Consider the following 23,680-nt stretch of genomic DNA (forward strand, 5'->3'; position numbering starts at 1 on the left):
CAGGTTCACTCTGAAGTTTTCTTGTTTTCGCAGTAAAAGGATGGTGGAGCTATGCGGGATCGAACCGCAGACCTCCTGCGTGCAAGGCAGGCGCTCTCCCAGCTGAGCTATAGCCCCATCGTAGTTAATCTCATGAACCGTAATTCCTGTTGAGGCAAGGCGTGGTGACACGAAGCATACATCAGTATGTGATGTGTCGCCGCAACGCAGCATCAGCAGGAATTTGGTAGGCCTGAGTGGACTTGAACCACCGACCTCACCCTTATCAGGGGTGCGCTCTAACCACCTGAGCTACAAGCCTGCAGAGATTTTTACTGCTGTATTTCATCAGACAATCTGTGTGAGCACTACAAAGGCAGGTTCTTTAAGGTAAGGAGGTGATCCAACCGCAGGTTCCCCTACGGTTACCTTGTTACGACTTCACCCCAGTCATGAATCACAAAGTGGTAAGCGCCCTCCCGAAGGTTAAGCTACCTACTTCTTTTGCAACCCACTCCCATGGTGTGACGGGCGGTGTGTACAAGGCCCGGGAACGTATTCACCGTAGCATTCTGATCTACGATTACTAGCGATTCCGACTTCATGGAGTCGAGTTGCAGACTCCAATCCGGACTACGACGCACTTTATGAGGTCCGCTTGCTCTCGCGAGGTCGCTTCTCTTTGTATGCGCCATTGTAGCACGTGTGTAGCCCTACTCGTAAGGGCCATGATGACTTGACGTCATCCCCACCTTCCTCCAGTTTATCACTGGCAGTCTCCTTTGAGTTCCCGGCCGGACCGCTGGCAACAAAGGATAAGGGTTGCGCTCGTTGCGGGACTTAACCCAACATTTCACAACACGAGCTGACGACAGCCATGCAGCACCTGTCTCAGAGTTCCCGAAGGCACCAAAGCATCTCTGCTAAGTTCTCTGGATGTCAAGAGTAGGTAAGGTTCTTCGCGTTGCATCGAATTAAACCACATGCTCCACCGCTTGTGCGGGCCCCCGTCAATTCATTTGAGTTTTAACCTTGCGGCCGTACTCCCCAGGCGGTCGACTTAACGCGTTAGCTCCGGAAGCCACGCCTCAAGGGCACAACCTCCAAGTCGACATCGTTTACGGCGTGGACTACCAGGGTATCTAATCCTGTTTGCTCCCCACGCTTTCGCACCTGAGCGTCAGTCTTTGTCCAGGGGGCCGCCTTCGCCACCGGTATTCCTCCAGATCTCTACGCATTTCACCGCTACACCTGGAATTCTACCCCCCTCTACAAGACTCTAGCCTGCCAGTTTCGAATGCAGTTCCCAGGTTGAGCCCGGGGATTTCACATCCGACTTGACAGACCGCCTGCGTGCGCTTTACGCCCAGTAATTCCGATTAACGCTTGCACCCTCCGTATTACCGCGGCTGCTGGCACGGAGTTAGCCGGTGCTTCTTCTGCGGGTAACGTCAATTGCTGCGGTTATTAACCACAACACCTTCCTCCCCGCTGAAAGTACTTTACAACCCGAAGGCCTTCTTCATACACGCGGCATGGCTGCATCAGGCTTGCGCCCATTGTGCAATATTCCCCACTGCTGCCTCCCGTAGGAGTCTGGACCGTGTCTCAGTTCCAGTGTGGCTGGTCATCCTCTCAGACCAGCTAGGGATCGTCGCCTAGGTGAGCCGTTACCCCACCTACTAGCTAATCCCATCTGGGCACATCTGATGGCAAGAGGCCCGAAGGTCCCCCTCTTTGGTCTTGCGACGTTATGCGGTATTAGCTACCGTTTCCAGTAGTTATCCCCCTCCATCAGGCAGTTTCCCAGACATTACTCACCCGTCCGCCGCTCGTCACCCGGGAGCAAGCTCCCTGTGTTACCGCTCGACTTGCATGTGTTAGGCCTGCCGCCAGCGTTCAATCTGAGCCATGATCAAACTCTTCAATTTAAGTTTGATGCTCGTGAATTAAACTTCGTAATGAATTACGTATGTTCACTCAGAGACTTGGTATTCATTTATTGTCCGAAGACATTAAGAATCCATGTCACTTTGAGTGCCCACACAGATTGTCTGATAAATTGTTAAAGAGCAGTTGCGACGCGCTTTAGCGCTCTGTCGCGAGGTGGCGTATATTACGCTTTCCTCTTTCAGAGTCAACCCTGAATCTCAGGATTTTTTCTCTTCAACCGACCGGGTTGTCTGTGAAGTGATTCACATCTGCCGTGTCGATGGAGGCGCATTATAGGGAGCCGCCGTGGAATGACAAGCGGAAAAATGCATTTTTATTTCAACCGCTCACCTTTTCGCCAAAAAGCCTATTTCTGATGCTTTTTTATCTCTTTTGGCAGCTCGGCCAGACTATTAATTACCCAGTCGGCTGCGTTTTCTGCTTCGGGGGTAACAGGTTTGCCGGTGCGCACTAATATTTTGGTCCCCACACCCGCCGCCGTTGCCGCCTGCATATCTTCCAGCTTGTCGCCCACCATATAAGAGGCGGCCATATCGATATTCAGAAATTCCTGCGCAGAGATAAACATCCCCGGGTGCGGCTTACGGCAATCACACGTCTGGCGATACTCTTCTACTGTTCCCTGGGGATGATGCGGACAATAGTAGATACCATCAAGGTCAACGCCCCGATCCGCCAGCGACCAGTCCATCCATTCTGTTAACGTCTCGAACTGTGCTTCGGTAAATTTTCCACGCGCAATACCAGACTGGTTGGTGACAACCACCAGCGCATAGCCCATCTCTTTCAGCTGGCGCATGGCCTCTATTACGCCCTCGATAAACTCGAACTCATCAATCTCATGAACGTAACCGTGATCCACATTAATGGTGCCATCACGATCGAGAAAAATTGCGGGTACTGATTTTGCCACCGGTTTGCTCCTGAAAAAGGCATGTTCGGCTAGTATCTCATGAATCGCAGCGCAATAAAGTGCTCATCGCACAGAGTTGGATTGATTTAGACGTCTGGATGCCTTAACATCCGTTTTGTTTACGGTCTTCACCCGTATCTGGCAGAACAAAATGCCACGGCTAACTTACATACGATAAAAATAATCTAATGATTAAACTTTCCAATATCACCAAAGTGTTCCAGCAGGGGAACCGAACCATTCAGGCGCTGAACAACGTCAGCCTGCATGTTCCTGCTGGTCAAATTTATGGCGTCATTGGCGCATCGGGTGCAGGTAAAAGTACGCTGATCCGTTGTGTTAACCTGCTTGAACGCCCAACCCAGGGCAATGTAGAAGTTGGCGGTCAGGAACTTACCGCGCTCTCAGAGAAAGAACTCACCAAAGCACGCCGCCAGATCGGCATGATCTTCCAGCACTTTAATCTGCTGGCCTCCCGCACCGTTTTTGGCAACGTCGCATTGCCGCTGGAGCTGGACAATACGCCGAAAGAAGAAGTGAAGCGTCGCGTGACCGAGCTGCTCGACCTCGTAGGTCTGGGCGATAAACATGATAGCTATCCGGCTAACCTGTCCGGCGGTCAAAAGCAGCGCGTCGCCATTGCCCGTGCCCTGGCAAGCAACCCAAAAGTGCTGCTGTGCGATGAAGCCACCAGCGCATTAGACCCGGCCACGACCCGTTCGATTCTCGAACTCCTGAAAGACATCAACCGTCGCCTGGGGCTGACCATCCTTCTTATTACGCACGAGATGGATGTGGTGAAACGCATCTGTGATTGTGTGGCAGTGATCAGCAATGGTGAATTGATTGAGCAGGATACGGTGAGCGAAGTGTTCTCTCACCCGAAAACGCCGCTGGCGCAGCAGTTTATCCAGTCAACGCTGCATCTGGATATTCCCGAAGATTATCTGGAACGTTTGAAAACAGACGCAACGCCTGACAGCGTCCCGATGCTACGCATGGAGTTTACCGGCCAGTCGGTCGATGCGCCGCTGCTGTCGGAAACCGCGCGCCGCTTCAACGTGAATAACAACATTATCAGCGCGCAGATGGATTACGCCGGTGGCGTGAAGTTCGGCATCATGCTGACGGAAATGCACGGCACACAGGAAGAAACCCAGGCGGCAATTGCCTGGCTGCAAGAACATCATGTAAAAGTAGAGGTACTGGGTTATGTCTGAGCCGATGATTTGGCTGCTGGTTCGCGGCGTTTGGGAAACGCTGGCAATGACCTTCGTATCGGGTTTCTTTGGCTTTGTGATTGGCCTGCCGGTCGGCGTGCTGCTGTACGTGACGCGCCCGGGGCAAATCATTGAGAACGCGAAGCTCTACCGTACGCTCTCCGCGTTAGTGAACATCTTCCGTTCTATTCCGTTCATCATTCTGCTGGTCTGGATGATTCCGTTTACCCGCGTGATCGTCGGCACCTCTATCGGTCTACAGGCGGCTATCGTGCCATTGACCGTCGGTGCGGCACCGTTTATCGCCCGTATGGTGGAAAACGCCCTGCTTGAAATCCCAACGGGCCTAATTGAAGCGTCCCGCGCAATGGGTGCCACGCCAATGCAGATCGTACGTAAAGTCCTGCTGCCTGAAGCATTGGCGGGCCTGGTAAACGCAGCCACCATTACGCTGATTACCCTGGTGGGCTATTCTGCGATGGGTGGTGCTGTCGGTGCCGGCGGTTTAGGCCAGATTGGCTACCAGTACGGTTATATTGGTTATAACGCTACCGTAATGAATACCGTTCTGGTATTGCTGGTTGTTCTGGTTTATTTAATTCAGTTCTCTGGCGATCGCATCGTCCGGGCTGTTACGCATAAATAACGTTACACACAACACAAACTCGATGAGTTAAGGATAAAACATGGCGTTTAAATTAAAGACCTTTGCAGCGGTTGGCGCGCTAATTGGCTCTCTGGCACTGGTGGGTTGCGGTCAGGACGAAAAAGATCCAAACCACATTAAAGTGGGCGTTATTGTCGGTGCTGAGCAGCAGGTTGCAGAAGCCGCCCAGAAAGTGGCGAAAGAGAAATATGGCCTGGACGTTGAGCTGGTGACCTTCAACGATTACGTTCTGCCAAACGAAGCGCTGAGCAAAGGCGATATCGACGCCAACGCCTTCCAGCACAAGCCGTACCTGGATCAGCAGATCAAAGACCGTGGCTACAAGCTGGTTGCGGCGGGCAATACTTTTGTTTACCCGATTGCCGGTTACTCCAAGAAGATTAAATCGCTGGACGAACTGCAGCCAGGCTCGCAGGTGGCCATTCCAAACGATCCTACCAACCTTGGCCGTTCCCTGCTGCTGCTGCAAAAAGTGGGTCTGATCAAACTGAAAGAGGGTGTAGGTCTGCTGCCGACCGTACTGGACGTGACCGAGAATCCGAAAAATCTGAAACTGGTTGAGCTGGAAGCCCCTCAGCTGCCGCGTTCACTGGACGATGCGCAGATTGCGCTGGCCGTGATCAACACCACCTACGCCAGCCAGATTGGCCTGACGCCAGCGAAAGACGGTATCTTTGTTGAAGACAAAGACTCCCCATACGTTAACCTGATCGTTACCCGCGAAGATAACAAAGACGCGGAAAACGTGAAGAAATTCGTGCAGGCATACCAATCAGAAGAAGTTTACCAGGAAGCGAATAAAGTGTTTAACGGCGGCGCTGTTAAAGGCTGGTAATCTGACTTCAGTGTAATATCATCAAGACGGGCTTATGCCCGTCTTGTCATTTGTGCGGGCAACTGATTCAATATCTGACGTTTTGATTATCCACTGAGGAACTATTATGCGTGCTTTACCGATCTGTCTTTTAGCACTCATGCTGAGCGGCTGTTCTATGCTAAGCAGATCTCCTGTTGAACCTGTTCAAAGCACTGCAACCCCGCCAAAAGCGGAGCCAGCGAAACCAAAAGCCCCTCGACCTGCCCCGGTTCGCATTATTACCAAAGCAGACGATCTCGTCGGAAAACCATTCCGTGAGCTGGGTGAAGTCAGCGGCGAATCCTGCCAGGCAACGAACCAGGACTCTCCACCGAATATCCCGACAGCGCGTAAACGTATGCAGATTAACGCGTCAAAAATGAAAGCCAACGCGGTGCTACTGCACAGCTGTGAAGTGACCAGCGGTACGCCAGGCTGCTACCGTCAGGCGGTTTGCATCGGTTCTGCGCTGAACATTACGGCGAAATGAGTTCGTTTCAGTTCGAGCAGATAGGCGTTATCCGCTCCCCCTATAAAGAGAAGTTCGCCGTCCCACGCCAGCCTGGTCTGGTGACCAGCGGCAGCGGCGAGCTTCACTTAATCGCGCCTTATAATCAGGCCGATGCGGTACGCGGACTTGAGGCGTTCAGCCACCTGTGGGTTGTCTTTGTCTTTCACCAGACAATGGATGGCGGCTGGCGTCCTACCGTTCGCCCTCCTCGTCTGGGCGGAAATGCGAGAATGGGCGTGTTCGCGACCCGCTCAACCTTCCGTCCAAACCCGGTTGGCATGTCGCTGGTCGAACTGAAAGGCATACGCTGTGAAAAGGATCGGGTGATACTGGCGTTAGGCAGTCTCGACCTGGTGGATGGCACACCGGTTATCGACATCAAGCCGTATCTGCCTTTTGCTGAGGCCCTGCCGGAGGCCCGTGCGAGCTATGCACAGGACGCGCCTCATGCGGACATGCCCGTCTCTTTCACACCGGCGTTGACGGACACGCTCAATCAGCTTGAAAAACGCTATCCTCGTCTGCGGGACTTTATCACGGAAGTGCTGGCTCAGGACCCCCGTCCCGCCTACCGCAAAGAAGAGGAGTCCGGGAAAACGTACGCCGTCTGGCTGCTGGATTTTAACGTTCGCTGGCGCGTCACCGAGGCCGGTTTTGAAGTGTTTGCCCTGGAACCCAGGTAATTTTAATCTCCTCTCTTTTGGCATCTTTGCCACACTGGTAAACTAAACCACTTTTTTTGTGTCAGGCTGGCGTTTCAGCCTGTTCCAATAGTCGAAATGGAACCGTAACAACATGCGTACTAGCCAATATCTGCTCTCCACTCTGAAGGAGACACCTGCCGACGCCGAGGTGATCAGCCACCAGCTGATGCTGCGCGCCGGGATGATCCGCAAGCTGGCCTCCGGGTTGTACACCTGGTTGCCGACCGGCGTGCGCGTCCTGAAAAAAGTCGAAAACATCGTGCGTGAAGAGATGAACAACGCCGGTGCAATCGAGGTGTTAATGCCCGTGGTTCAGCCCTCTGAACTGTGGCAGGAGAGTGGTCGCTGGGAGCAGTACGGTCCCGAACTGCTGCGTATTGCCGATCGCGGCGATCGTCCGTTTGTTCTCGGTCCAACGCATGAAGAGGTCATTACCGATCTGATCCGCAACGAGCTGAGCTCTTACAAGCAGCTGCCGTTGAACTTCTTCCAGATCCAGACCAAGTTCCGTGACGAAGTCCGTCCACGTTTTGGCGTTATGCGCTCCCGCGAATTCCTGATGAAAGATGCTTACTCTTTCCACACCTCTCAGGAATCTCTGCAGGAGACCTACGATAAAATGTATGAAGCTTACAGCAAAATCTTCTCCCGCATGGGTCTGGATTTCCGTGCTGTACAGGCTGATACCGGTTCAATCGGCGGTAGCGCATCCCACGAGTTCCAGGTTCTGGCGCAGAGCGGCGAAGACGATGTGATCTTCTCTGACTCCTCTGATTACGCCGCCAACATCGAGTTTGCAGAAGCCCTGGCACCAAAAGCGCCACGCGCCGCCGCAACCGAAGAGATGACGCTGGTTGATACGCCGAACGCCAAAACCATCGCCGAGCTGGTTGAGCAGTTCAACCTGCCGATTGAGAAAACGGTTAAAACGCTGCTGGTTAAATCGGCCGAAGGCAGCGCATACCCGCTGGTTGCCCTTCTGGTGCGCGGCGATCACGAGCTGAACGAAGTGAAAGCAGAAAAACTGCCACAGGTTGCCAGCCCGCTGACGTTTGCTACGGAAGCAGAAATCCGTGCCGTCGTGAACGCCGGTCCTGGCTCGCTGGGGCCAGTAAATATGCCCGTTCCCGTGGTTGTTGACCGTACGGTTGCCGCAATGAGCGACTTCTCCGCAGGTGCCAACATCGACGGCAAGCACTACTTTGGCATTAACTGGGATCGCGACGTCGCGACACCAGAAGTTGCGGACATCCGTAACGTGGTTGCGGGCGATCCAAGCCCGGACGGCCAGGGTACGCTGATGATTAAACGCGGTATCGAAGTGGGCCATATCTTCCAGCTGGGCGATAAGTACTCCCGCGCCATGAATGCGGCGGTTCAGGGTGAAGATGGTCGTAACCAGGTGCTGACCATGGGTTGCTACGGTATCGGGGTCACGCGCGTGGTTGCTGCCGCTATCGAGCAGAACTTCGACGAGCGCGGTATCGTCTGGCCGGACAACATTGCGCCGTTCCAGGTAGCCATCCTGCCAATGAACATGCACAAGTCTTACCGCGTTCAGGAGCTGGCCGAGAAGCTGTACGCTGAACTGCGCGCTCAGGGCGTTGACGTGCTGATGGACGACCGTAAAGAGCGTCCGGGCGTGATGTTCGCCGATATGGAACTGATCGGCATTCCGCACACCATCGTTATTGGCGATCGTAACCTCGACAGCGACGAAATCGAATACAAATACCGTCGTAGCGGCGAGAAACAGATGATCAAGACCGGCGACATCCTTGATTACCTGATGAAAGCCATCAAAGGCTAAAAAACAAAAACCCCGCTAAGGCGGGGTTTTTATTGGCTCACGAAGACGCTATTTACTGCTACAGTCTTTACCCGCAGCAAAGCTCGCGTCTTTATCAACCACCAGCGTTTTCACCATCTCACCGCTATCCGGGTTAGGCTCGAGCGTAAAGTGACCGTCAACCGTCAGTAATACCGGCTTACTGTCATTCCCGCGCGCGACGGCATAATCCCGCTCCAGCTGAGCATTGTTTGCCACGCTGACTTTCTTACCGGTGGCGCAGTCGGTGAAGATCGCCGCATCCGCCATATAGAAGTACATTCCCCGCATCGCCATTGGCGTAGCAGGCAGCGCCGCTTTCACCGGGGCGAGCGTGTAATTAAATTGCGACTCAATCGGGTTGCCCTCGCGATCGAGCATCTCCATCCCCTCACCTTTGGCGCGGAAATAGGTTTTATCACCCGTGGTATCGGTCAGCACCAGCTTCTCGGCGGTACGTGCCCATTTTCCGTAGCTCGCAAAAGAAGATGGTTCCTTTGCGCCCTGATAGCGCTGGTTCATGACCCAGGTGCCATCTTTTTCCAGGAAGAGCGTGGTTTCGATTCCTTCGCAATCCGCACACGGCAGTACGCCGCGCCAGCTCTGCTGCATCGGTTTTAACGCTTCAGTAGGCGCGGCCTGCAAGGCCTGCGTTTCCGAACGGTTGTTACACCCGAAGAGTGCGAACAGCGTGCTGACGGCTAATGCTGAAAATAGTGCTTTTTTCACGATGGATCCCTTATGAAAAAGTGTGTTCCTTTTCGTCACTCCACAGGGCGACGAACTTTTCCGCGTAGTGCTTTTACCGAGGATTTTTGCGACTTCGTTGATAACCGGCGCTCTTTCGACGCGCGGGTTGGTCGCGTAGCCCGACGGCTTTTTTGCTCTGCGGTTAACTCTTTTATGACGGCCACCAGCCGGGAAAGCGCCGCTTCGCGGTTCAGTTCCTGACTGCGATATTCCTGCGCTTTGATAATTATCACGCCATCGCTGGTAATCAGATGATGGCTGGCGGCAAGCAAACGTTCTTTGTAATACTCTGGCAGGCTGGAGGCCCGAATGTCAAAGCGCAAATGGATAGCGGTTGAAGCCTTGTTAACATGCTGTCCGCCCGCGCCCTGCGCGCGGATCGCCGTGATCTCCAGCTCGTTATCAGGAATGCTGACGTTTCGGGACAAATCAATCATGACGCTGGTTGCCACGCGGTTAAATGGATTTCCAGATTATTCTGAGAATCAGAGAGCCAGATCGCACCATCCTGAATAGTTGCCTGCAACACCATGGTCCTGCTGGCGAACGCGCTCAGCTGCGCCAGCTGCTCGTCATCCAGATACCAGACGGTAAGATTGGTAAACTGCGCACATTTTTTCTTGTTCTGCTGCCACCAAATCTCCGCAGCACGTTGATTATACGCAAATAACGCCACTTCCGCTGACTGCGTACACGCTTTTTTTATCCGTCGTTCATCCGGCAGACCGAGTTCGATCCACAAATCAATGCCCAGATGATCGTTGCGCAGCCAGGCTTCTGGTTCATCTTCCGCGCTTAGGCCACGGGTAAATTGCAAACGGTCATCAGCATACTTCACCCACGCCAGCAGGCGAAGCATCATGCGCTCCTGGGTTTCAGACGGATGACGCGCCAGCGTCAGTGACGCATCCAGAAACTGGTTGCGGTCGAGATCCGCCACATTAACCACAGCTTTATAAATTGTCGCTTTCAGCGCCATGAGAGAACTCCTTTCGTATAAGGCGCACAGTGTAGCGAAAATAGCGGCAAAAGGCTGTTACGAGGTGATGAATGGGCCGCTATCAAGGCTCTGATATTGCTTAAATGAGTATGGTATAGTCACCTTGCTAAACCGAGTTTATCTTCGTAGGCTTAATGTTATCTCACAGTAAGCCAGTGCGCTGGCAGGAGGGGATGTGAACAATTATTGTGAGCTAATTCGCAAACGGTATGCGGAAATTGCCAGCGGCGATCTGGGCTATATCCCGGATGCGTTGGGTTGTGTACTCAAAGTGCTAAATGAAGTGGCCTCTGATGAGAGTCTTTCAGAATCGGTCAGGGAAAAAGCAGCGTATGCTGCAGCGAATCTACTGGTGAGCGATTATGTCGATGAATGAAACTTATCAACCCATCAATTGTGATGACTATGACAACCTCGAACTCGCCTGCCAGCATCATTTAATACTGACGCTGGAACTCAAAGATGGCGAAGTGCTGAAGGCGAAAGCCAGCGACCTGGTTTCACGTAAGAACGTGGAATACCTGGTAGTGGAAGATGCCGGCGCGACGCGCGAGCTTCGCCTGGATAAAATCGCCAGCTTCAGTCACCCGGAAATCGGCACCGTTGTGGTGAGCGAATCCTGATGAACATTAACGGGCAGCCCCGCTGCCCGTTACACCGTCCACTGAAAACCAACCCCCTCTTCTGCCCACCCGTCTTTCGTCACGAATACGCCTGCCGCCGCAATCAACGTCTCGCCGTAAAACAGTAGCGGAGTGGTATCGCGCAGCCAGGGCGGCACGTTGTTCTCCTGCCAGATTTTCTTCAGCTTACGCCCGCCGTTGCGCCCGACAATGTGCAGCACACCGCTGGCCTTAAAGCGCACGGTAACAGGTTCATCGGCATTGGGTAGCCGCACGTTGCCCGACGCGGTCAACGAAACGGTTCCCCTCTGATAAGGCAGTTCCAGCGCGTCATGGGGTGACGGCCAGGCCAGCACCACATCGGTAAGCGAAGGGGTGGATTTTACCCACCACAACCGACCTTTGTAGCGCCTGACCTCAAAGCCATTGAGATACACACACGGGGCGGCATCTTCCCGCGCCTGAGCAACCTCCTCCCAGATACGGTGTAGCATGGCGCGCGACGGCATAGCCGCATTGTGCATGGCCAGCCAGCGGCGTAGAAGCGCCGCGCGCCGCATCGGAGTCATCGACTCAAGCGGCGTAATCGCCAGCGCCCCGTCACCGGATGTCAGGTCGGATAGCGCGTCGCTCAGCAACTCATCCAGCAGCGTTTCCTGCTCAGCGCAGAGTGCGGCGCTACGGGCGGTCGCTTCAGCAAAGTGCCCCCATCGCTGGGTCAACAGCGGCAAGACGCGCAGACGCAGGAAATTGCGATCGTAGCTGTCGTCCTGATTGCTCTCATCTTCAATCCAGCTCAGCTGATATTGCTGCGCCCAGGCTTCAAGAGACGCGCGCGTTTCGCCCAGCAGAGGGCGAAGTAATTCTGTGCCGTCAAACGCGGTACGCTCAGGCATGGCGGATAACCCTGCCGGGCCACTTCCCCGCTTGAGCGCCAGCAGGAATGTCTCACACTGATCATCAAGGTGTTGCGCCGTCACCAGCGCCTCGCCGGGCTTTAAAGTGCGGGCAAACGCGGCATAGCGGGCTTTACGCGCCTGCGCCTCAATGCCCAGCCCTTCATTTTCGAGTACGACACGCTCCACGTGCAGCGGGATCGCCCACGCCGCGCACAGGGCGTCGCAGTGCGCAACCCACTCATCTGCATAAGGACTCAACCCGTGATGAACATGAATAGCCCGAATCTGAACGTCGGGCTCTCGATCGCGCCAGTGCATCAGGCGATGAAGTAACACCGTGGAATCCAGCCCACCGCTAAACCCCACCAGCAGCTGGCGGTACGGCGAAACGGCTTGCGCAATATCAGATGAGGTCATAAGCAATTACACGTAAAAAAATGCCCGAACTGGTCGGGCATTATCACATATACCGGCGTTTACTGCTGGTAAAGCTCCAGCGGCAGACCGTCCGGGTCGTTGAAAAAGGTGAAACGTTTACCGGTAAACGGATCGACGCGTATAGCTTCGCATGCCACGCCGTGCGCCTCAAGATGCTTCACCGCGCTATCAATGTCCTCTACGCTGAAAGCAAGATGGCGCAGGCCACAGGCTTCCGGACGAGAAGGACGCGCAGGCGGGAAAGGAAAGGAGAACAGCTCAATGACATACTGGCCGTTTAACGCCAAATCGCCTTTCCAGGAGTCACGCTCTTCACGGTACGCCTCGCTTAACAGCTCAAAGCCGAGAATGTCACAATAGAAAGCCTTACTTTGCGCGTAATCGGTGGCAATGATCGCAATATGGTGAACCTGTTTTAAACCCAGCATAGCTTCTCCTTTTCATGATGCCTGAACGTTACAACCGGGAACCTGCGCCTGGCAAGCGGCCAGCTTCATTTTAGGACCCGTACCCAGTACACGCCGTTTTCATCCCGTTTGGCACCGTGAATGTCGGTCTCAAAACCAGGGTAGTGTCGCCCAACCGAACACAGCATCAGCAGGAAATCGAGAACCGCCCGGCTCTCTTCGACAATCATCTCACCCGGCATCAGCAGCGGCACACCCGGCGGATACGGCAGGATCATATTGGCCGACACGCGCCCGACCAGGTTTTCCAGCTCGACGGTCTCTACCTCGCCTTTCACCTGATGCTGCCAGGCCTTGTGCGGCGTCAGCTTCATCTCAGGCAGAACGTCGAACGCCTGCAGCATCAGACGCGGCAGATCGTGCTGGCGGATCAATTTGTGGATCCCCTGCGCCAGATCCTGAATGCGCATGTTGCGATAGAAATCAGGATCTTCCGCGTAGAGATCCGGCAGCATGTTCTTCACCCGCAGGTTCAGATCGTAGGCGCGTTTAAACTCCATCAGACCACGCAGCAGCCCCATGGCGCGGGTTTTATCGATCCCGATGCTGAACAGGAACAGCAGGTTGTACGGCCCGGTTTTCTCCACCACGACGCCACGCTCATCGAGGAACTTCGCCACCAGCGCGGCGGGGATCCCTTCATCGCTCATCACCCCTTGCTCGTCCATGCCCGGCGTCAGGATCGTCACTTTTACCGGATCGAGGAACATATGGTCCGGGTCGGCATCCCGAAAGCCGTGCCAGCTTTCGCCGGGCGCGACCTGCCAGCATTCTGCCTCATCAATCTCTTCAGGCTGCCAGATGTCGAAGAACCAGCCGTCCGCTTCATCTTTTAGCCGCTGAACTTCTTTGCGGAAATGCAGCGCCCGTTCCACTGAACGATTGATGAGACGCTTGCCGGGATTACCCCGCAGCATCGCCGCCGCCGTTTCAATCGAGGCCACCAGCGGATAACTTGGCGAGGTGGTGGTGTGCATCATAAAGGCTTCGTTGAAGGTGTCCTCGTCGTATTCGCCTTTAATGTGGATCAGCGAGGCCTGAGAAAACGCCGCCAGCATCTTGTGCGTCGACTGCGTTTCGAAAAACACTTTGCCCGGCACCCGCTCGCCGCTCATCCCACTTTTCCCTTCGTAAATCGGGTGGAAATTGGTGTACGGCACCCACGCGGAGTCAAAGTGGATCGACGGCACGTCCAGGGTCTGCTTGATCCAGTTGGTGTTGTAGAGCAGACCGTCATAGGTGGAGTTGGTGATCACCGCGTGGATCGGCCAGCTTGCCTGCGGGATGGACGCCACTTTGGTTTCAATCGCCGCATGCGTAAACTCACGGCGCGGAATACCACCCAGAATGCCGAGCGCGTTGCGCGTCGGCGACAGCCAGATCGGCACCACATCGCTCATCATCAGCAAATGCGCCAGAGATTTATGGCAGTTACGGTCGATGAGCAGCGTGCTTCCGGCTGGGGCCGCGTACATCCCGACGATTTTATTTGATGTCGAGGTACCGTTGGTCACCATGTAGCTCTGCTCGGCACCAAACGTGCGGGCGATATACTCTTCGGCTTCCAGATGCGGGCCGGTGTGGTCGAGCAAAGAGCCCAGCTCGGTGACCGAAATCGATACATCCGCTTTAAGCGTGTTGCCGCCGAAGAAATCATAGAACAGGCAGCCGACCGGGCTTTTCTGATACGCCGTGCCCGCCATATGCCCCGGCGTACAGAAGGTATATTTGCCTTCTTTCACGTAGGTAAAAAGCGCGCGGGTAAACGGTGGGGTGATGTTATCGAGATACTCTCCCGTGTACTGCTGAATGCGGGTGGCAATGTCTTCCGCCACGCCAAGCGAGTATTCAAAGAACCACAGCGCCATGCGCATATCGTGAGCGCTGACGTCCATTGTCGAATGCGTATTGATAAAGGCGTACAGCGGAAGATACTCGTTCAACCTGTTGATGTCGCTGCACAGCTCCAGGTCGTATTCGTCCCAGTCAAAAATGACGCCGCAGATGCGCGGGTTATGTTCAATGAACTTCAGCAAATCCGCACTGTTATGCGGCCAGATAAGCTGGTATCCGCGGGACTGCAGGGCTTGCTCCAGCTCCTTGATGGGCTCGTCTTTATAAAAGACGCCGTGCGGCCCCATAATGGCAATGATATTCACGGGCTACCTCCTTGAAAAACATTAGGTAAGCATAGCCCGGCTAAACCGCAGGTATAAAAAAAGCCGCAACACTGTGCGGCTTTTCAGATAAATGTCGCGCTTACGCGTAACCGTAGGTCATCAGACGCTGGTAACGACGGTCGAGCAACTCTTCTTTGCTCAGCACGTCCAGATCGGCCAGATCGGCCAGCAGCTGTGCTTTCAGGGACGCGGCCATCGCTTCAGGCTTACGGTGCGCACCGCCCAACGGCTCTGGGATCACGGAGTCGATAAGCTTCAGCTCTTTCAGACGCGGGGCAATGATGCCCATCGCTTCTGCTGCCAGCGGCGCTTTATCGGCGCTTTTCCACAGAATGGACGCACAGCCTTCCGGGGAGATAACGGAATAGGTGCTGTACTGCAGCATATTCACTTTATCGCCCACGCCAATCGCCAGCGCACCACCAGAACCCCCTTCACCGATAACGGTGCAGATGACCGGTACGCGCAGGCGAGACATCTCACGCAGGTTGCGTGCGATGGCTTCAGACTGACCGCGCTCTTCCGCGCCAACACCCGGGTATGCCCCCGGGGTGTCGATGAAGGTGATGATAGGCATATTAAAACGCTCAGCCATCTCCATCAGACGCAGGGCCTTACGGTAGCCTTCTGGAGCAGGCATACCAAAGTTACGACGGATTTTCTCTTTGGTTTCGCGACCTTTTTGATGACCAATGATCATCACCGGACGCCCGTCGAGACGCGCAATCCCGCCGACGATAGCTTTATCGTCTGCGTAAGCGCGATCGCCTGCCAGTTCGTCAAATTCATCAAACGCCAGGCGGACATAATCCAGGGTGTACGGGCGCTGAGGATGACGCGCCAGCTGGGCAATCTGCCATGCGCCAAGATCGGCGAAGATTTTGCGCGTCAGCTCTACGCTTTTTTCGCGCAGACGATGCACTTCCTCGTCGATGTTTATATCCAGTTTTTCATCCTGACGGCTTACGGCTGTCAGAGAATCGATTTTCGCTTCCAGCTCTGCAATCGGCTGTTCGAAATCAAGGAAATTCAGACTCATAGTATTCCTGTATTAGTCAAACTCCAGTTCCACCTGCTCCGAACCAATGAGGCCACGGAGATCGTTCAGTAAACGATCGCTCGGAGAGACACGCCACGCTGCACCAAAGCGCAACCGCGCGCGTGCATCCGCCCTCTGATAGTAGAGATGTACTGGAATTGTCCCCGAGCGGTGGGGTTCCAGAGACTGACGGAGTCGGTTTAAAAGCTGGTCATCAATTTGCCTGTCCGTCAGCGAGATAGCAAGCCCGCGAGCATATTTTTCACGGGCTTCGTCAATATCCATCACTTCGCGGGCGGTCATTTTAAGCCCCCCACTGAAGTCATCAAAGCTGACCTGTCCGCTGACGATAAGTATGCGGTCTTTTTCCAGCAATTGCTGGTATTTATCCAGCGCGTCGGTGAACAACATCACCTCCAGACGCCCGGAACGGTCATCCAATGTACAGATGCCAATACGATTGCCGCGCTTGGTGACCATTACCCTTGCAGCAATCACGAGCCCCGCAGCCGTGGTGATTTTACCACGATCTGTCGGATGCATGTCTTTTAGCCTGTTGCCTCCGACATAGCGCTCAATTTCTTTAATGTACTGGTTGATCGGGTGCCCCGTCAGGTACAAGCCTAACGTTTCACGCTCGCCATCCAGCACCACCTGTTCTGGCCAGGGCTGGCAGTTGGAATACGACTGCTCAATCTGCTCTGGCTCTTCCGCCAGAACGCCAAACATATCTGCCTGGCCAATTGCTTCTGCCTTCGCGTGCTGATCGGCCGCTTTCAACGCATCGCCCAGCGAGTTCATTAGCGCGGCGCGGTGCGGCCCCAGCCTGTCGAACGCCCCGGACATTATCAGTTTTTCGAGCACGCGGCGGTTAAGCTTTTTAGTGTCGGTCCGGGCGCAGAGGTCGAACAGCTCGCGGAAATAACCGCCATTGTTACGCGCCTCGATGATCGCCTCGATTGGACCTTCACCGACACCTTTGATCGCGCCGATCCCGTAGACAATCTCCCCGTGCTCGTTCACGTGGAAATGGTAAAGCCCGGAGTTGATATCCGGCGGCAGGATCTTAAGCCCCATGCGCCAGCACTCGTCGACCAGGCCAACCACCTTCTCGGTGTTGTCCATATCGGCCGTCATCACTGCCGCCATAAACTCAGCCGGATAGTGGGCCTTCAGCCACAGCGTCTGATAGGAGACCAGTGCATAGGCAGCGGAGTGGGATTTGTTAAACCCGTACCCGGCGAACTTCTCTACCAGGTCGAAGATTTTCATCGCCAGTTCGCCGTCAATGCCGTTCTTTTTCGCCCCGTCCTCAAAGATAGAACGCTGCTTGGCCATCTCTTCAGGCTTTTTCTTACCCATTGCACGACGCAGCATGTCCGCGCCGCCAAGGGTGTAACCTGACAGGACCTGGGCAATCTGCATGACCTGTTCCTGATACAGGATGATGCCGTAGGTAGGCTCCAGTACCGGTTTCAGGCTTTCATGCTGCCACTGCACGTCGGGATAGGAAATCTCTTCGCGCCCGTGCTTACGGTCGATAAAGTTATCCACCATCCCTGACTGCAGCGGCCCCGGACGGAACAGCGCCACCAGCGCGATCATATCTTCGAAGCAGTCGGGCTGCAGGCGCTTAATCAGGTCTTTCATGCCGCGGGATTCAAGCTGGAAGACGGCGGTGGTCTCCGAGCGCTGCAGCATGTCGAAACTTTTTTTATCATCCAGCGGGATGGCGGCGATGTCTATCGGCTCCAGACCCTGCTTCTCGCGGCGGGGGTTGATCATCTTCAGCGCCCAGTCGATGATCGTCAGAGTGCGCAGGCCGAGGAAGTCGAACTTCACCAGCCCGGCGTATTCCACGTCGTTTTTATCGAACTGTGTGACCGGGTGATGGCCCGCCTCATCGCAATAGAGCGGCGCAAAATCGGTAATTTTAGTCGGGGCAATCACCACCCCGCCCGCATGTTTACCGGCGTTACGCGTGACGCCTTCGAGCTTACGCGCCATGTCGATCAGCGCTTTAACTTCTTCGTCTGCTTCGTAGATTTCCGGCAGCTGCGGCTCGGCTTCAAAGGCTTTTGCCAGCGTCATGCCGGGATCGGGCGGCACCAGCTTGGAGATGCGATCGACGAACCCGTACGGATGCCCCAGCACGCGGCCAACGTCGCGGATAACCGCTTTCGCCGCCATCGTACCGAAGGTAATAATCTGTGATACCGCATCGCGGCCATACATGTCTGCAACGTGCTCAATCACCTGGTCACGTTTCTCCATGCAGAAGTCGACGTCGAAGTCGGGCATGGAGACACGTTCAGGGTTAAGGAAACGTTCGAACAGCAGGTCAAACTCCAGCGGATCGAGGTCGGTGATTTTGAGCGCGTACGCCACCAGCGAACCAGCACCGGAACCACGGCCCGGGCCTACCGGCACGCCGTTATCCTTCGACCACTGGATAAACTCCATCACGATCAGGAAGTAGCCGGGGAACCCCATCTGGTTGATAACCTGCAGCTCAATATCCAGACGTTCGTCGTAGGGTGGGCGCTTCTCTTTACGTTCCGCTTCATCCGGGAAGAGAAATTCCAGGCGTTCTTCCAACCCTTCTTTCGATTTCACAACCAGGAAATCTTCCGTGGTCATGTCGCCCGTCGGGAACTGCGGCAGAAAATACTCGCCGAGACGCACGGTCACGTTACAGCGCTTGGCAATCTCTACGCTGTTTTCCAGCGCTTCCGGGATATCAGAGAAGAGTTCACACATCTCCTCTTCCGTGCGCATGTACTGCTGCGAGGAGTAATTTCGCGGACGTTTCGGATCGTCGAGCGTGAAGCCGTCATGAATAGCGACGCGGATCTCGTGTGCGTCAAAATCGCCTGATTCCAGGAAACGCACATCGTTGGTTGCCACAACGGGCAGCCCGCGCTGTTCCGCCAGGGCTACGGCGGCATGCAGATAGTTCTCTTCATCCGCGCGACCGGTGCGGATCAGCTCAAGGTAATAGCGATCCGGGAAATGTTCTTCGTAGAACGACACGCACTGGTCCACCAGCGCGCTGTTGCCGCGCAGCAGGCATTTGCCGACGTCACCCATGCGGCCGCCGGAGATCAGCAGCAGGCCTTCATTCAGCTCGGCCAGCCAGTCTCTGTCGATCCACGGCCCCTGCGCGCCATAGCCGCGCTGATAGGCTTTTGAGATAAGCAGGGTAAGGTTCTGATAACCCGTGTTGTTCATCGCCAGCACGGAGATTTGCGTCATCTCATCGCCAAGCAGGTCGCTTTGCACATGAAAATCCGCGCCGACGATAGGTTTCATCCCCACGCCATGTGCCGTTCCGTAGAACTTCACCAGGCCACACAGGTTGGTAAAATCGGTGATCGCCAGCGCAGGCATGCCAAGCGCGGCCGCCTTTTTTACCAGCGGCCCGGTCTTTGCCAGCCCATCGATCATGGAGTAGTCGCTATGCACCCGCAGGTGTACGAAACGTGGTTCAGCCATCTTCAGATTCCGCGTTACTTAATTGCTTGCGTCTTGATTCAGGACACCCGTGCCAGCGCACGTTTTACCGGACCAAAACTACGACGGTGGTGTTCGGTGGCGCCATGTTCAGCCAGCTTTTCCAGATGGAAAGCCGTAGGATATCCCTTGTGCTGGGCGAAACCGTACAGGGGATAAGTGAGATCCAGCGCAGCCATTTCGGCATCGCGCGTCACTTTAGCAATGATTGACGCCGCGCTAATTTCCGGGACCCGGCTATCCCCTTTCACTACCGCCATTGAAGGCACAGGCAGTGCCGGACAGCGGTTGCCGTCAATCAGGACGTATTCAGGGGTTATTTTCAGCCCCGCCACCGCCCGCTGCATCGCCAGCATGGTGGCATGAAGAATGTTCAGCTCGTCAATTTCATGCGGTTCAGCGCGCCCCAGACTCCAGGCCAGCGCCTTTTCCTGAATCTCGTCAAAGAGCGCCAGTCGGCGCTTTTCAGATAATTTTTTTGAATCATTCAGCCCAACAATCGGGCGAGCAGGGTCGAGTATTACCGCTGCAGTGACCACAGCACCGACGAGCGGGCCCCGCCCCACTTCATCCACGCCCGCCACGAGGTGCGTGTGTGGATAAACAAATTCCATCATTTTGCTAACTCCAGCACCGCTTCAGCCGCTTGCTCATCGGCATTACAGCGGATCTGCTGATGCAGTTCACGGAACGTCTCGTGCATAAGATGGCTGGTCTTGCCATTTGCCAGCAGCGGAAGTAGCGCATCGGCTAACGCCTGCGGCTGACACTCTTCCTGCAGCAGCTCTTTTACCAGCTCGCGCCCGGCGAGTAAATTAGGCAAGGAGACATAGTCGGTTTTCACCAGACGTTTCGCCAGCCAGAAGGTGAAGGGCTTCATGCGGTAACCCACTACCATCGGGCATTTCGCCAGCATACACTCCAGCGCGGCCGTACCGGAGGCCAGCAGAGCGGCATCGCTCGCGACCATCGCCTCACGGCCCTTTCCATCCAGAAGATGAATGTGCAGATCCGGCGCAACCTCCGCTTTGATGCGTTCAAACTGCTCGCGGCGTTTCGCATTAACCAGCGGCACCACCACTTCAAGATCGGGATAGGTCTGGCGTAGGATCTGCGCCGTTCTCAGGAAATCGGCGCTCAGCATCTCAACTTCTGCGCCACGGCTGCCCGGCAGCAGAGCCAGACAGTGGGCATCATGGGGGATGCCCAGCACGTCACGCGCCGCGTTTTTATCCGGGTCCAGCGGCATGGCATCTGCCATGGTGTGACCTATAAAACGGCATGGCACGTTGAATCTGTCGTAAAACGCCTTTTCGAAAGGCAGGAAAGCCAGTACCAGGTTGGTAGACCGTCCGATTTTGAAAACGCGTTTCTGTCGCCACGCCCAGACGGACGGACTGACGTAGTGAATGGTTTTGATGCCCTGTTTTTTCAGGTTCCCTTCGAGGGTAATATTGAAATCGGGCGCATCGATACCGACAAACACATCGGGTTTGAGATCGGTAAAACGGCGTGTGAGATCGGCACGAATGTGTAACAGGCGACGCAGGCGGCCCAGCACCTCAACGATGCCCATCACGGCCAGCTCTTCCATCTCATACCAGGCTTCGCAGCCTTCGGCCTGCATCAGCGGGCCTGCCACACCCACAAAGCGCGCATTGGGTACACGAGCCTTGAGGGCGCGGATGAGACCTGCACCAAGAATATCGCCGGAGGTTTCTCCGGCGACCAGGGCTATCGTAAGCGGACGACTGTCGACCATTAACGAATCAGACCCCTTGTTGAACGGTCAAAGAACTCCATGAACGCGTTCACTTCCGGGTGCTTATTCGCCAGTTCGGCAATTTCCGGCTTCGCCTCTTCCAGCGTTTTACCGTTACGGTACAACTGTTTGTACGCGTTGCGGATCGCTGTAATCGCTTCGCGGCTAAAGCCACGACGCTTGAGGCCTTCGATGTTCACGCCAAACGGCGTGGCATGGTTGCCCTGCGCAATCACGTAAGGTGGGACGTCCTGCGCCACACCGGAGCATCCGCCGACCATCACGTGCGCACCAATGATGCAGAACTGATGGACAGCCGTCATGCCGCCAATGATTGCGAAATCATCAACCGATACGTGTCCCGCCAGCGTTGCGTTGTTGGCGAGAATACAGCGATTACCCACGGTACAGTCATGCGCAATGTGTGCATTTACCATAAAGAGGTTGTCGCTGCCCACCTTCGTCAATCCACCGCCCTGAGTTGTTCCACGATGAATGGTGACGCTTTCGCGAATACGGTTACGATCGCCGATTTCCACACGGGTCGGCTCACCAGCATATTTAAGATCCTGGTTAACTTCGCCGATGGAGGCGAACTGATAGATCTCGTTGTTGCAGCCAATAGTCGTATGACCATTCACCACGACATGAGATTTCAGTACTGTACCCTCACCAATTTCGACATGGGGTCCAACAACACAAAACGGGCCAATGTGAACGTTAGCACCAATAATGGCGCCGGTTTCCACAATCGCGGTAGGATGAATAAAGGCGGATTTATCAATCACGTATCAGGCCTCCCGGCTACGCGCGCACATCATAGTCGCTTCACAAACAACTTTGCCGTCAACCGTTGCAACGCCTTTAAAGCGAGTCAGGCCACGACGCGTTTTTTCAAAAGTGACTTCCATGATCATCTGATCGCCAGGCACAACCGGACGCTTGAATCGCGCTTCGTCGATGCCGGCGAAGTAATAGAGTTCACCCGGCTCCAGTTTACCTACGCTTTTAAACGCAAGGATACCGGTAGCCTGCGCCATGGCTTCCAGGATCAACACACCCGGGAAGATAGGCTTACCAGGGAAGTGTCCCTGGAAGAACGGCTCGTTAACGGAGACATTTTTCACTGCGCGCAGAAAACGACCTTCTTCAAAATCCAGCACACGGTCTACCAGCAAAAACGGGTAGCGGTGCGGCAGAAGTTCTAAAATCTCTTCAATATGCAGAGTATGAGTGTCAGTAGTCAAAATACTCTTCCTGTCAAATGTACTAAGTAGCAATAATAACACGGCCTGCCGGTTTATAAAAAAGCCGACAGGCCGAGAAAATGAGCGTTAAACGGGTGAACGCTTAGTCTTGTTGATCGATCTTGCGCTCAATGGCTTTGAGTCGCTTGCTCATATCATCAATATTCATCACCAGTGCAGCTGTTTTACGCCATACCTTGTTCGGTTGCAGCGGAATGCCAGAGGAATAGACGCCGGGTTCAGTAATAGGACGCATCACCATGCCCATTCCCGTTACCGTCACCTTGTCGCATATTTCCATATGGCCATTGATCACGCTGGCACCGCCAATCATGCAGTAGCGGCCAATTTTCAGGCTGCCAGCCATGATCACGCCGCCCGCAACGGCAGTATTGTCGCCAATCACAACGTTATGTGCAATCTGACACTGGTTATCAATGATAACACCGTTACCAATGATGGTGTCGTCCAGCGCGCCGCGGTCGATGGTCGTACATGCGCCGATCTCTACACGATCGCCGATAATAACGCGACCAAGCTGCGGGATCTTAACCCAATTGCCACGATCGTTGGCATAGCCGAAACCGTCAGAGCCAATCACCGTGCTGGATTGAACGAGGCAATTCTCGCCCATCTCAACGTCATGATAAATGGACACATTGGCCCAAAGACGGGAGCCTGCGCCAATTTTGGTATTTTTTCCAACGAAGCAGCCCGGACCAATGACCACGTTATCGCCCAGCACAACGCCAGATTCGATAACGGCATTTGCGCCAACTGCCACGTTGTTACCCAGCTGAGCCGTCGGGTCGATCGCTGCGCTGGCAGCAATGTTTTGCGCCGGCTGCGGCGTGGTATCAAGAATTTGGGCCATGCGTGCGTAAGTCAGGTAGGGATTTTTAACTACCAGTGCAGCGCCTGTGGCAAACGGAAGATCGTCCTGCGTCATCACAACGGCGGACGCCTGGCACTGGGCCAGATGTTCACGGTACTTAGGGCTTACTATAAAGGTAATGTTGCCCGCTTTAGCAGATTGCATGGACGCAACAGCGGTGATGACGATATCGCCATCACCGTGTAATTCTGCATCCAACTGCTGAGCTAAATCAGCCAGTCGAATTGAAGGCATTA

The 23,680-nt window shown here is 54.8% G+C and carries 22 protein-coding genes, 2 tRNA genes and 1 rRNA gene; 8 read left to right on the plus strand and 17 right to left on the minus strand.

Features of this window, described 5'->3' with window-relative positions:
* Window positions 1-41 precede the first annotated feature (41 nt).
* From I6L58_RS08160 to gmhB, 4 genes are all read right to left on the minus strand, one after another.
* A tRNA-Ala gene (locus tag I6L58_RS08160) sits at window positions 42-117 on the minus strand.
* A 107-nt stretch (window positions 118-224) separates the two neighbouring features.
* Window positions 225-301: transfer RNA gene (locus I6L58_RS08165), tRNA-Ile, on the minus strand.
* Window positions 302-370: 69 nt separating this feature from the next.
* Window positions 371-1,910: ribosomal RNA gene (locus tag I6L58_RS08170) — 16S ribosomal RNA — on the minus strand.
* Between the two features lie 368 nt (window positions 1,911-2,278).
* Window positions 2,279-2,845, minus strand: coding sequence for a D-glycero-beta-D-manno-heptose 1,7-bisphosphate 7-phosphatase (gene gmhB, locus I6L58_RS08175; protein ID WP_042319195.1), 567 nt, complete (start codon window positions 2,843-2,845; stop codon window positions 2,279-2,281).
* A gap of 188 nt (window positions 2,846-3,033) precedes the next feature.
* Here gmhB and metN point away from each other — a divergent pair, with 188 nt between their 5' ends.
* From metN to proS, 6 genes are all read left to right on the plus strand, one after another.
* The gene (metN, locus tag I6L58_RS08180) at window positions 3,034-4,065 is read left to right on the plus strand and encodes a methionine ABC transporter ATP-binding protein MetN (RefSeq protein ID WP_058609776.1); all 1,032 of its coding nucleotides are present in this window, start codon (window positions 3,034-3,036) and stop codon (window positions 4,063-4,065) included.
* On the plus strand, window positions 4,058-4,711 hold the full coding sequence (locus tag I6L58_RS08185) for a methionine ABC transporter permease MetI (protein ID WP_088209501.1): 654 nt from the start codon (window positions 4,058-4,060) through the stop codon (window positions 4,709-4,711). The genes metN and I6L58_RS08185 overlap by 8 nt, the downstream gene beginning before the upstream one ends.
* Window positions 4,712-4,751: 40 nt before the next feature.
* A complete protein-coding gene (metQ, locus tag I6L58_RS08190; RefSeq protein WP_042319200.1) occupies window positions 4,752-5,567 on the plus strand; it encodes a methionine ABC transporter substrate-binding lipoprotein MetQ in 816 nt (271 codons plus the stop codon).
* A gap of 106 nt (window positions 5,568-5,673) precedes the next feature.
* Window positions 5,674-6,078 carry an Rcs stress response system protein RcsF gene (rcsF, locus tag I6L58_RS08195; protein ID WP_010426664.1) on the plus strand — a complete coding sequence of 135 codons (405 nt, stop codon included), beginning with the start codon at window positions 5,674-5,676 and terminating at the stop codon, window positions 6,076-6,078.
* Window positions 6,075-6,782: a tRNA (N6-threonylcarbamoyladenosine(37)-N6)-methyltransferase TrmO gene (gene tsaA / locus I6L58_RS08200; RefSeq protein ID WP_042319201.1), complete on the plus strand. Its 708-nt coding sequence runs from the start codon at window positions 6,075-6,077 to the stop codon at window positions 6,780-6,782. Before rcsF ends, tsaA begins: the two co-directional genes overlap by 4 nt.
* A 112-nt stretch (window positions 6,783-6,894) precedes the next feature.
* Window positions 6,895-8,613, plus strand: a complete 1,719-nt coding sequence (proS, locus tag I6L58_RS08205; RefSeq protein WP_006173573.1) for a proline--tRNA ligase — start codon at window positions 6,895-6,897, stop codon at window positions 8,611-8,613.
* Window positions 8,614-8,661: 48 nt separating this feature from the next.
* Here proS and nlpE read toward each other — a convergent pair whose 3' ends face one another.
* The 3 genes from nlpE to I6L58_RS08220 are packed head-to-tail and all read right to left on the minus strand — an operon-like array spanning window position 8,662 to window position 10,360.
* The gene (gene nlpE / locus I6L58_RS08210) at window positions 8,662-9,360 is read right to left on the minus strand and encodes an envelope stress response activation lipoprotein NlpE (protein ID WP_042319204.1); all 699 of its coding nucleotides are present in this window, start codon (window positions 9,358-9,360) and stop codon (window positions 8,662-8,664) included.
* Between the two features lie 35 nt (window positions 9,361-9,395).
* On the minus strand, window positions 9,396-9,818 hold the full coding sequence (arfB, locus tag I6L58_RS08215) for an alternative ribosome rescue aminoacyl-tRNA hydrolase ArfB (protein WP_006173578.1): 423 nt from the start codon (window positions 9,816-9,818) through the stop codon (window positions 9,396-9,398).
* Window positions 9,815-10,360 carry a YaeQ family protein gene (locus tag I6L58_RS08220; RefSeq protein WP_006173579.1) on the minus strand — a complete coding sequence of 182 codons (546 nt, stop codon included), beginning with the start codon at window positions 10,358-10,360 and terminating at the stop codon, window positions 9,815-9,817. The genes arfB and I6L58_RS08220 overlap by 4 nt, the downstream gene beginning before the upstream one ends.
* 196 nt (window positions 10,361-10,556) lie before the next feature.
* On the opposite strand from I6L58_RS08220, the gene I6L58_RS08225 reads away from it, so the two are divergent.
* On the plus strand, window positions 10,557-10,757 hold the full coding sequence (locus I6L58_RS08225) for a YaeP family protein (RefSeq protein ID WP_006173580.1): 201 nt from the start codon (window positions 10,557-10,559) through the stop codon (window positions 10,755-10,757).
* Entirely contained in the window at window positions 10,744-11,004 is a 261-nt protein-coding gene (rof, locus tag I6L58_RS08230; protein ID WP_006173581.1) for a Rho-binding antiterminator, read from the plus strand. Before I6L58_RS08225 ends, rof begins: the two co-directional genes overlap by 14 nt.
* 29 nt (window positions 11,005-11,033) lie before the next feature.
* On the opposite strand, the gene tilS is transcribed toward rof, so the two are convergent.
* From tilS to lpxD, 10 genes are all read right to left on the minus strand, one after another.
* Window positions 11,034-12,320 (minus strand): tRNA lysidine(34) synthetase TilS, encoded by a 1,287-nt coding sequence (gene tilS, locus I6L58_RS08235; protein ID WP_088209502.1) that lies wholly within the window; start codon window positions 12,318-12,320, stop codon window positions 11,034-11,036.
* A 59-nt stretch (window positions 12,321-12,379) separates the two neighbouring features.
* On the minus strand, window positions 12,380-12,769 hold the full coding sequence (locus tag I6L58_RS08240; RefSeq protein ID WP_006173587.1) for a VOC family protein: 390 nt from the start codon (window positions 12,767-12,769) through the stop codon (window positions 12,380-12,382).
* 65 nt (window positions 12,770-12,834) lie between these two features.
* Entirely contained in the window at window positions 12,835-14,967 is a 2,133-nt protein-coding gene (locus tag I6L58_RS08245) for a lysine decarboxylase LdcC (RefSeq protein ID WP_006173589.1), read from the minus strand.
* 100 nt (window positions 14,968-15,067) lie between these two features.
* Window positions 15,068-16,027, minus strand: coding sequence for an acetyl-CoA carboxylase carboxyl transferase subunit alpha (accA, locus tag I6L58_RS08250; RefSeq protein ID WP_006173590.1), 960 nt, complete (start codon window positions 16,025-16,027; stop codon window positions 15,068-15,070).
* 12 nt (window positions 16,028-16,039) lie between these two features.
* On the minus strand, window positions 16,040-19,522 hold the full coding sequence (dnaE, locus tag I6L58_RS08255; RefSeq protein ID WP_088209503.1) for a DNA polymerase III subunit alpha: 3,483 nt from the start codon (window positions 19,520-19,522) through the stop codon (window positions 16,040-16,042).
* Window positions 19,523-19,560: 38 nt separating this feature from the next.
* Window positions 19,561-20,157, minus strand: coding sequence for a ribonuclease HII (gene rnhB / locus I6L58_RS08260; protein ID WP_006173594.1), 597 nt, complete (start codon window positions 20,155-20,157; stop codon window positions 19,561-19,563).
* The gene (lpxB, locus tag I6L58_RS08265) at window positions 20,154-21,302 is read right to left on the minus strand and encodes a lipid-A-disaccharide synthase (protein ID WP_088209504.1); all 1,149 of its coding nucleotides are present in this window, start codon (window positions 21,300-21,302) and stop codon (window positions 20,154-20,156) included. Before lpxB ends, rnhB begins: the two co-directional genes overlap by 4 nt.
* A complete protein-coding gene (lpxA, locus tag I6L58_RS08270; RefSeq protein WP_042319209.1) occupies window positions 21,302-22,090 on the minus strand; it encodes an acyl-ACP--UDP-N-acetylglucosamine O-acyltransferase in 789 nt (262 codons plus the stop codon). Before lpxA ends, lpxB begins: the two co-directional genes overlap by 1 nt.
* A 3-nt stretch (window positions 22,091-22,093) precedes the next feature.
* Window positions 22,094-22,549 (minus strand): 3-hydroxyacyl-ACP dehydratase FabZ, encoded by a 456-nt coding sequence (fabZ, locus tag I6L58_RS08275; RefSeq protein ID WP_006173598.1) that lies wholly within the window; start codon window positions 22,547-22,549, stop codon window positions 22,094-22,096.
* Between the two features lie 103 nt (window positions 22,550-22,652).
* Window positions 22,653-23,678, minus strand: a complete 1,026-nt coding sequence (gene lpxD / locus I6L58_RS08280) for a UDP-3-O-(3-hydroxymyristoyl)glucosamine N-acyltransferase (protein WP_006173599.1) — start codon at window positions 23,676-23,678, stop codon at window positions 22,653-22,655.
* Between the last annotated feature and the right edge of the window lie 2 nt (window positions 23,679-23,680).

The sequence above is a fragment of the Enterobacter cancerogenus genome (genome assembly GCF_019047785.1).
GTDB classification, from domain to species: domain Bacteria; phylum Pseudomonadota; class Gammaproteobacteria; order Enterobacterales; family Enterobacteriaceae; genus Enterobacter; species Enterobacter cancerogenus.

Excerpts from the sequence above, each read along its gene's own strand:
- metN (WP_058609776.1), top strand. The coding sequence starts at position 3,034 with ATGATTAAACTTTCCAATATCACCAAAGTGTTCCAGCAGGGGAACCGA.
- I6L58_RS08185 (WP_088209501.1), top strand. The coding sequence starts at position 4,058 with ATGTCTGAGCCGATGATTTGGCTGCTGGTTCGCGGCGTTTGGGAAACG.
- metQ (WP_042319200.1), top strand. The coding sequence starts at position 4,752 with ATGGCGTTTAAATTAAAGACCTTTGCAGCGGTTGGCGCGCTAATTGGC.
- rcsF (WP_010426664.1), top strand. The coding sequence starts at position 5,674 with ATGCGTGCTTTACCGATCTGTCTTTTAGCACTCATGCTGAGCGGCTGT.
- tsaA (WP_042319201.1), top strand. The coding sequence starts at position 6,075 with ATGAGTTCGTTTCAGTTCGAGCAGATAGGCGTTATCCGCTCCCCCTAT.
- proS (WP_006173573.1), top strand. The coding sequence starts at position 6,895 with ATGCGTACTAGCCAATATCTGCTCTCCACTCTGAAGGAGACACCTGCC.
- arfB (WP_006173578.1), bottom strand. The coding sequence starts at position 9,818 with ATGATTGATTTGTCCCGAAACGTCAGCATTCCTGATAACGAGCTGGAG.
- I6L58_RS08220 (WP_006173579.1), bottom strand. The coding sequence starts at position 10,360 with ATGGCGCTGAAAGCGACAATTTATAAAGCTGTGGTTAATGTGGCGGAT.
- rof (WP_006173581.1), top strand. The coding sequence starts at position 10,744 with ATGTCGATGAATGAAACTTATCAACCCATCAATTGTGATGACTATGAC.
- tilS (WP_088209502.1), bottom strand. The coding sequence starts at position 12,320 with ATGACCTCATCTGATATTGCGCAAGCCGTTTCGCCGTACCGCCAGCTG.
- I6L58_RS08240 (WP_006173587.1), bottom strand. The coding sequence starts at position 12,769 with ATGCTGGGTTTAAAACAGGTTCACCATATTGCGATCATTGCCACCGAT.
- accA (WP_006173590.1), bottom strand. The coding sequence starts at position 16,027 with ATGAGTCTGAATTTCCTTGATTTCGAACAGCCGATTGCAGAGCTGGAA.
- dnaE (WP_088209503.1), bottom strand. The coding sequence starts at position 19,522 with ATGGCTGAACCACGTTTCGTACACCTGCGGGTGCATAGCGACTACTCC.
- rnhB (WP_006173594.1), bottom strand. The coding sequence starts at position 20,157 with ATGATGGAATTTGTTTATCCACACACGCACCTCGTGGCGGGCGTGGAT.
- lpxB (WP_088209504.1), bottom strand. The coding sequence starts at position 21,302 with ATGGTCGACAGTCGTCCGCTTACGATAGCCCTGGTCGCCGGAGAAACC.
- lpxD (WP_006173599.1), bottom strand. The coding sequence starts at position 23,678 with ATGCCTTCAATTCGACTGGCTGATTTAGCTCAGCAGTTGGATGCAGAA.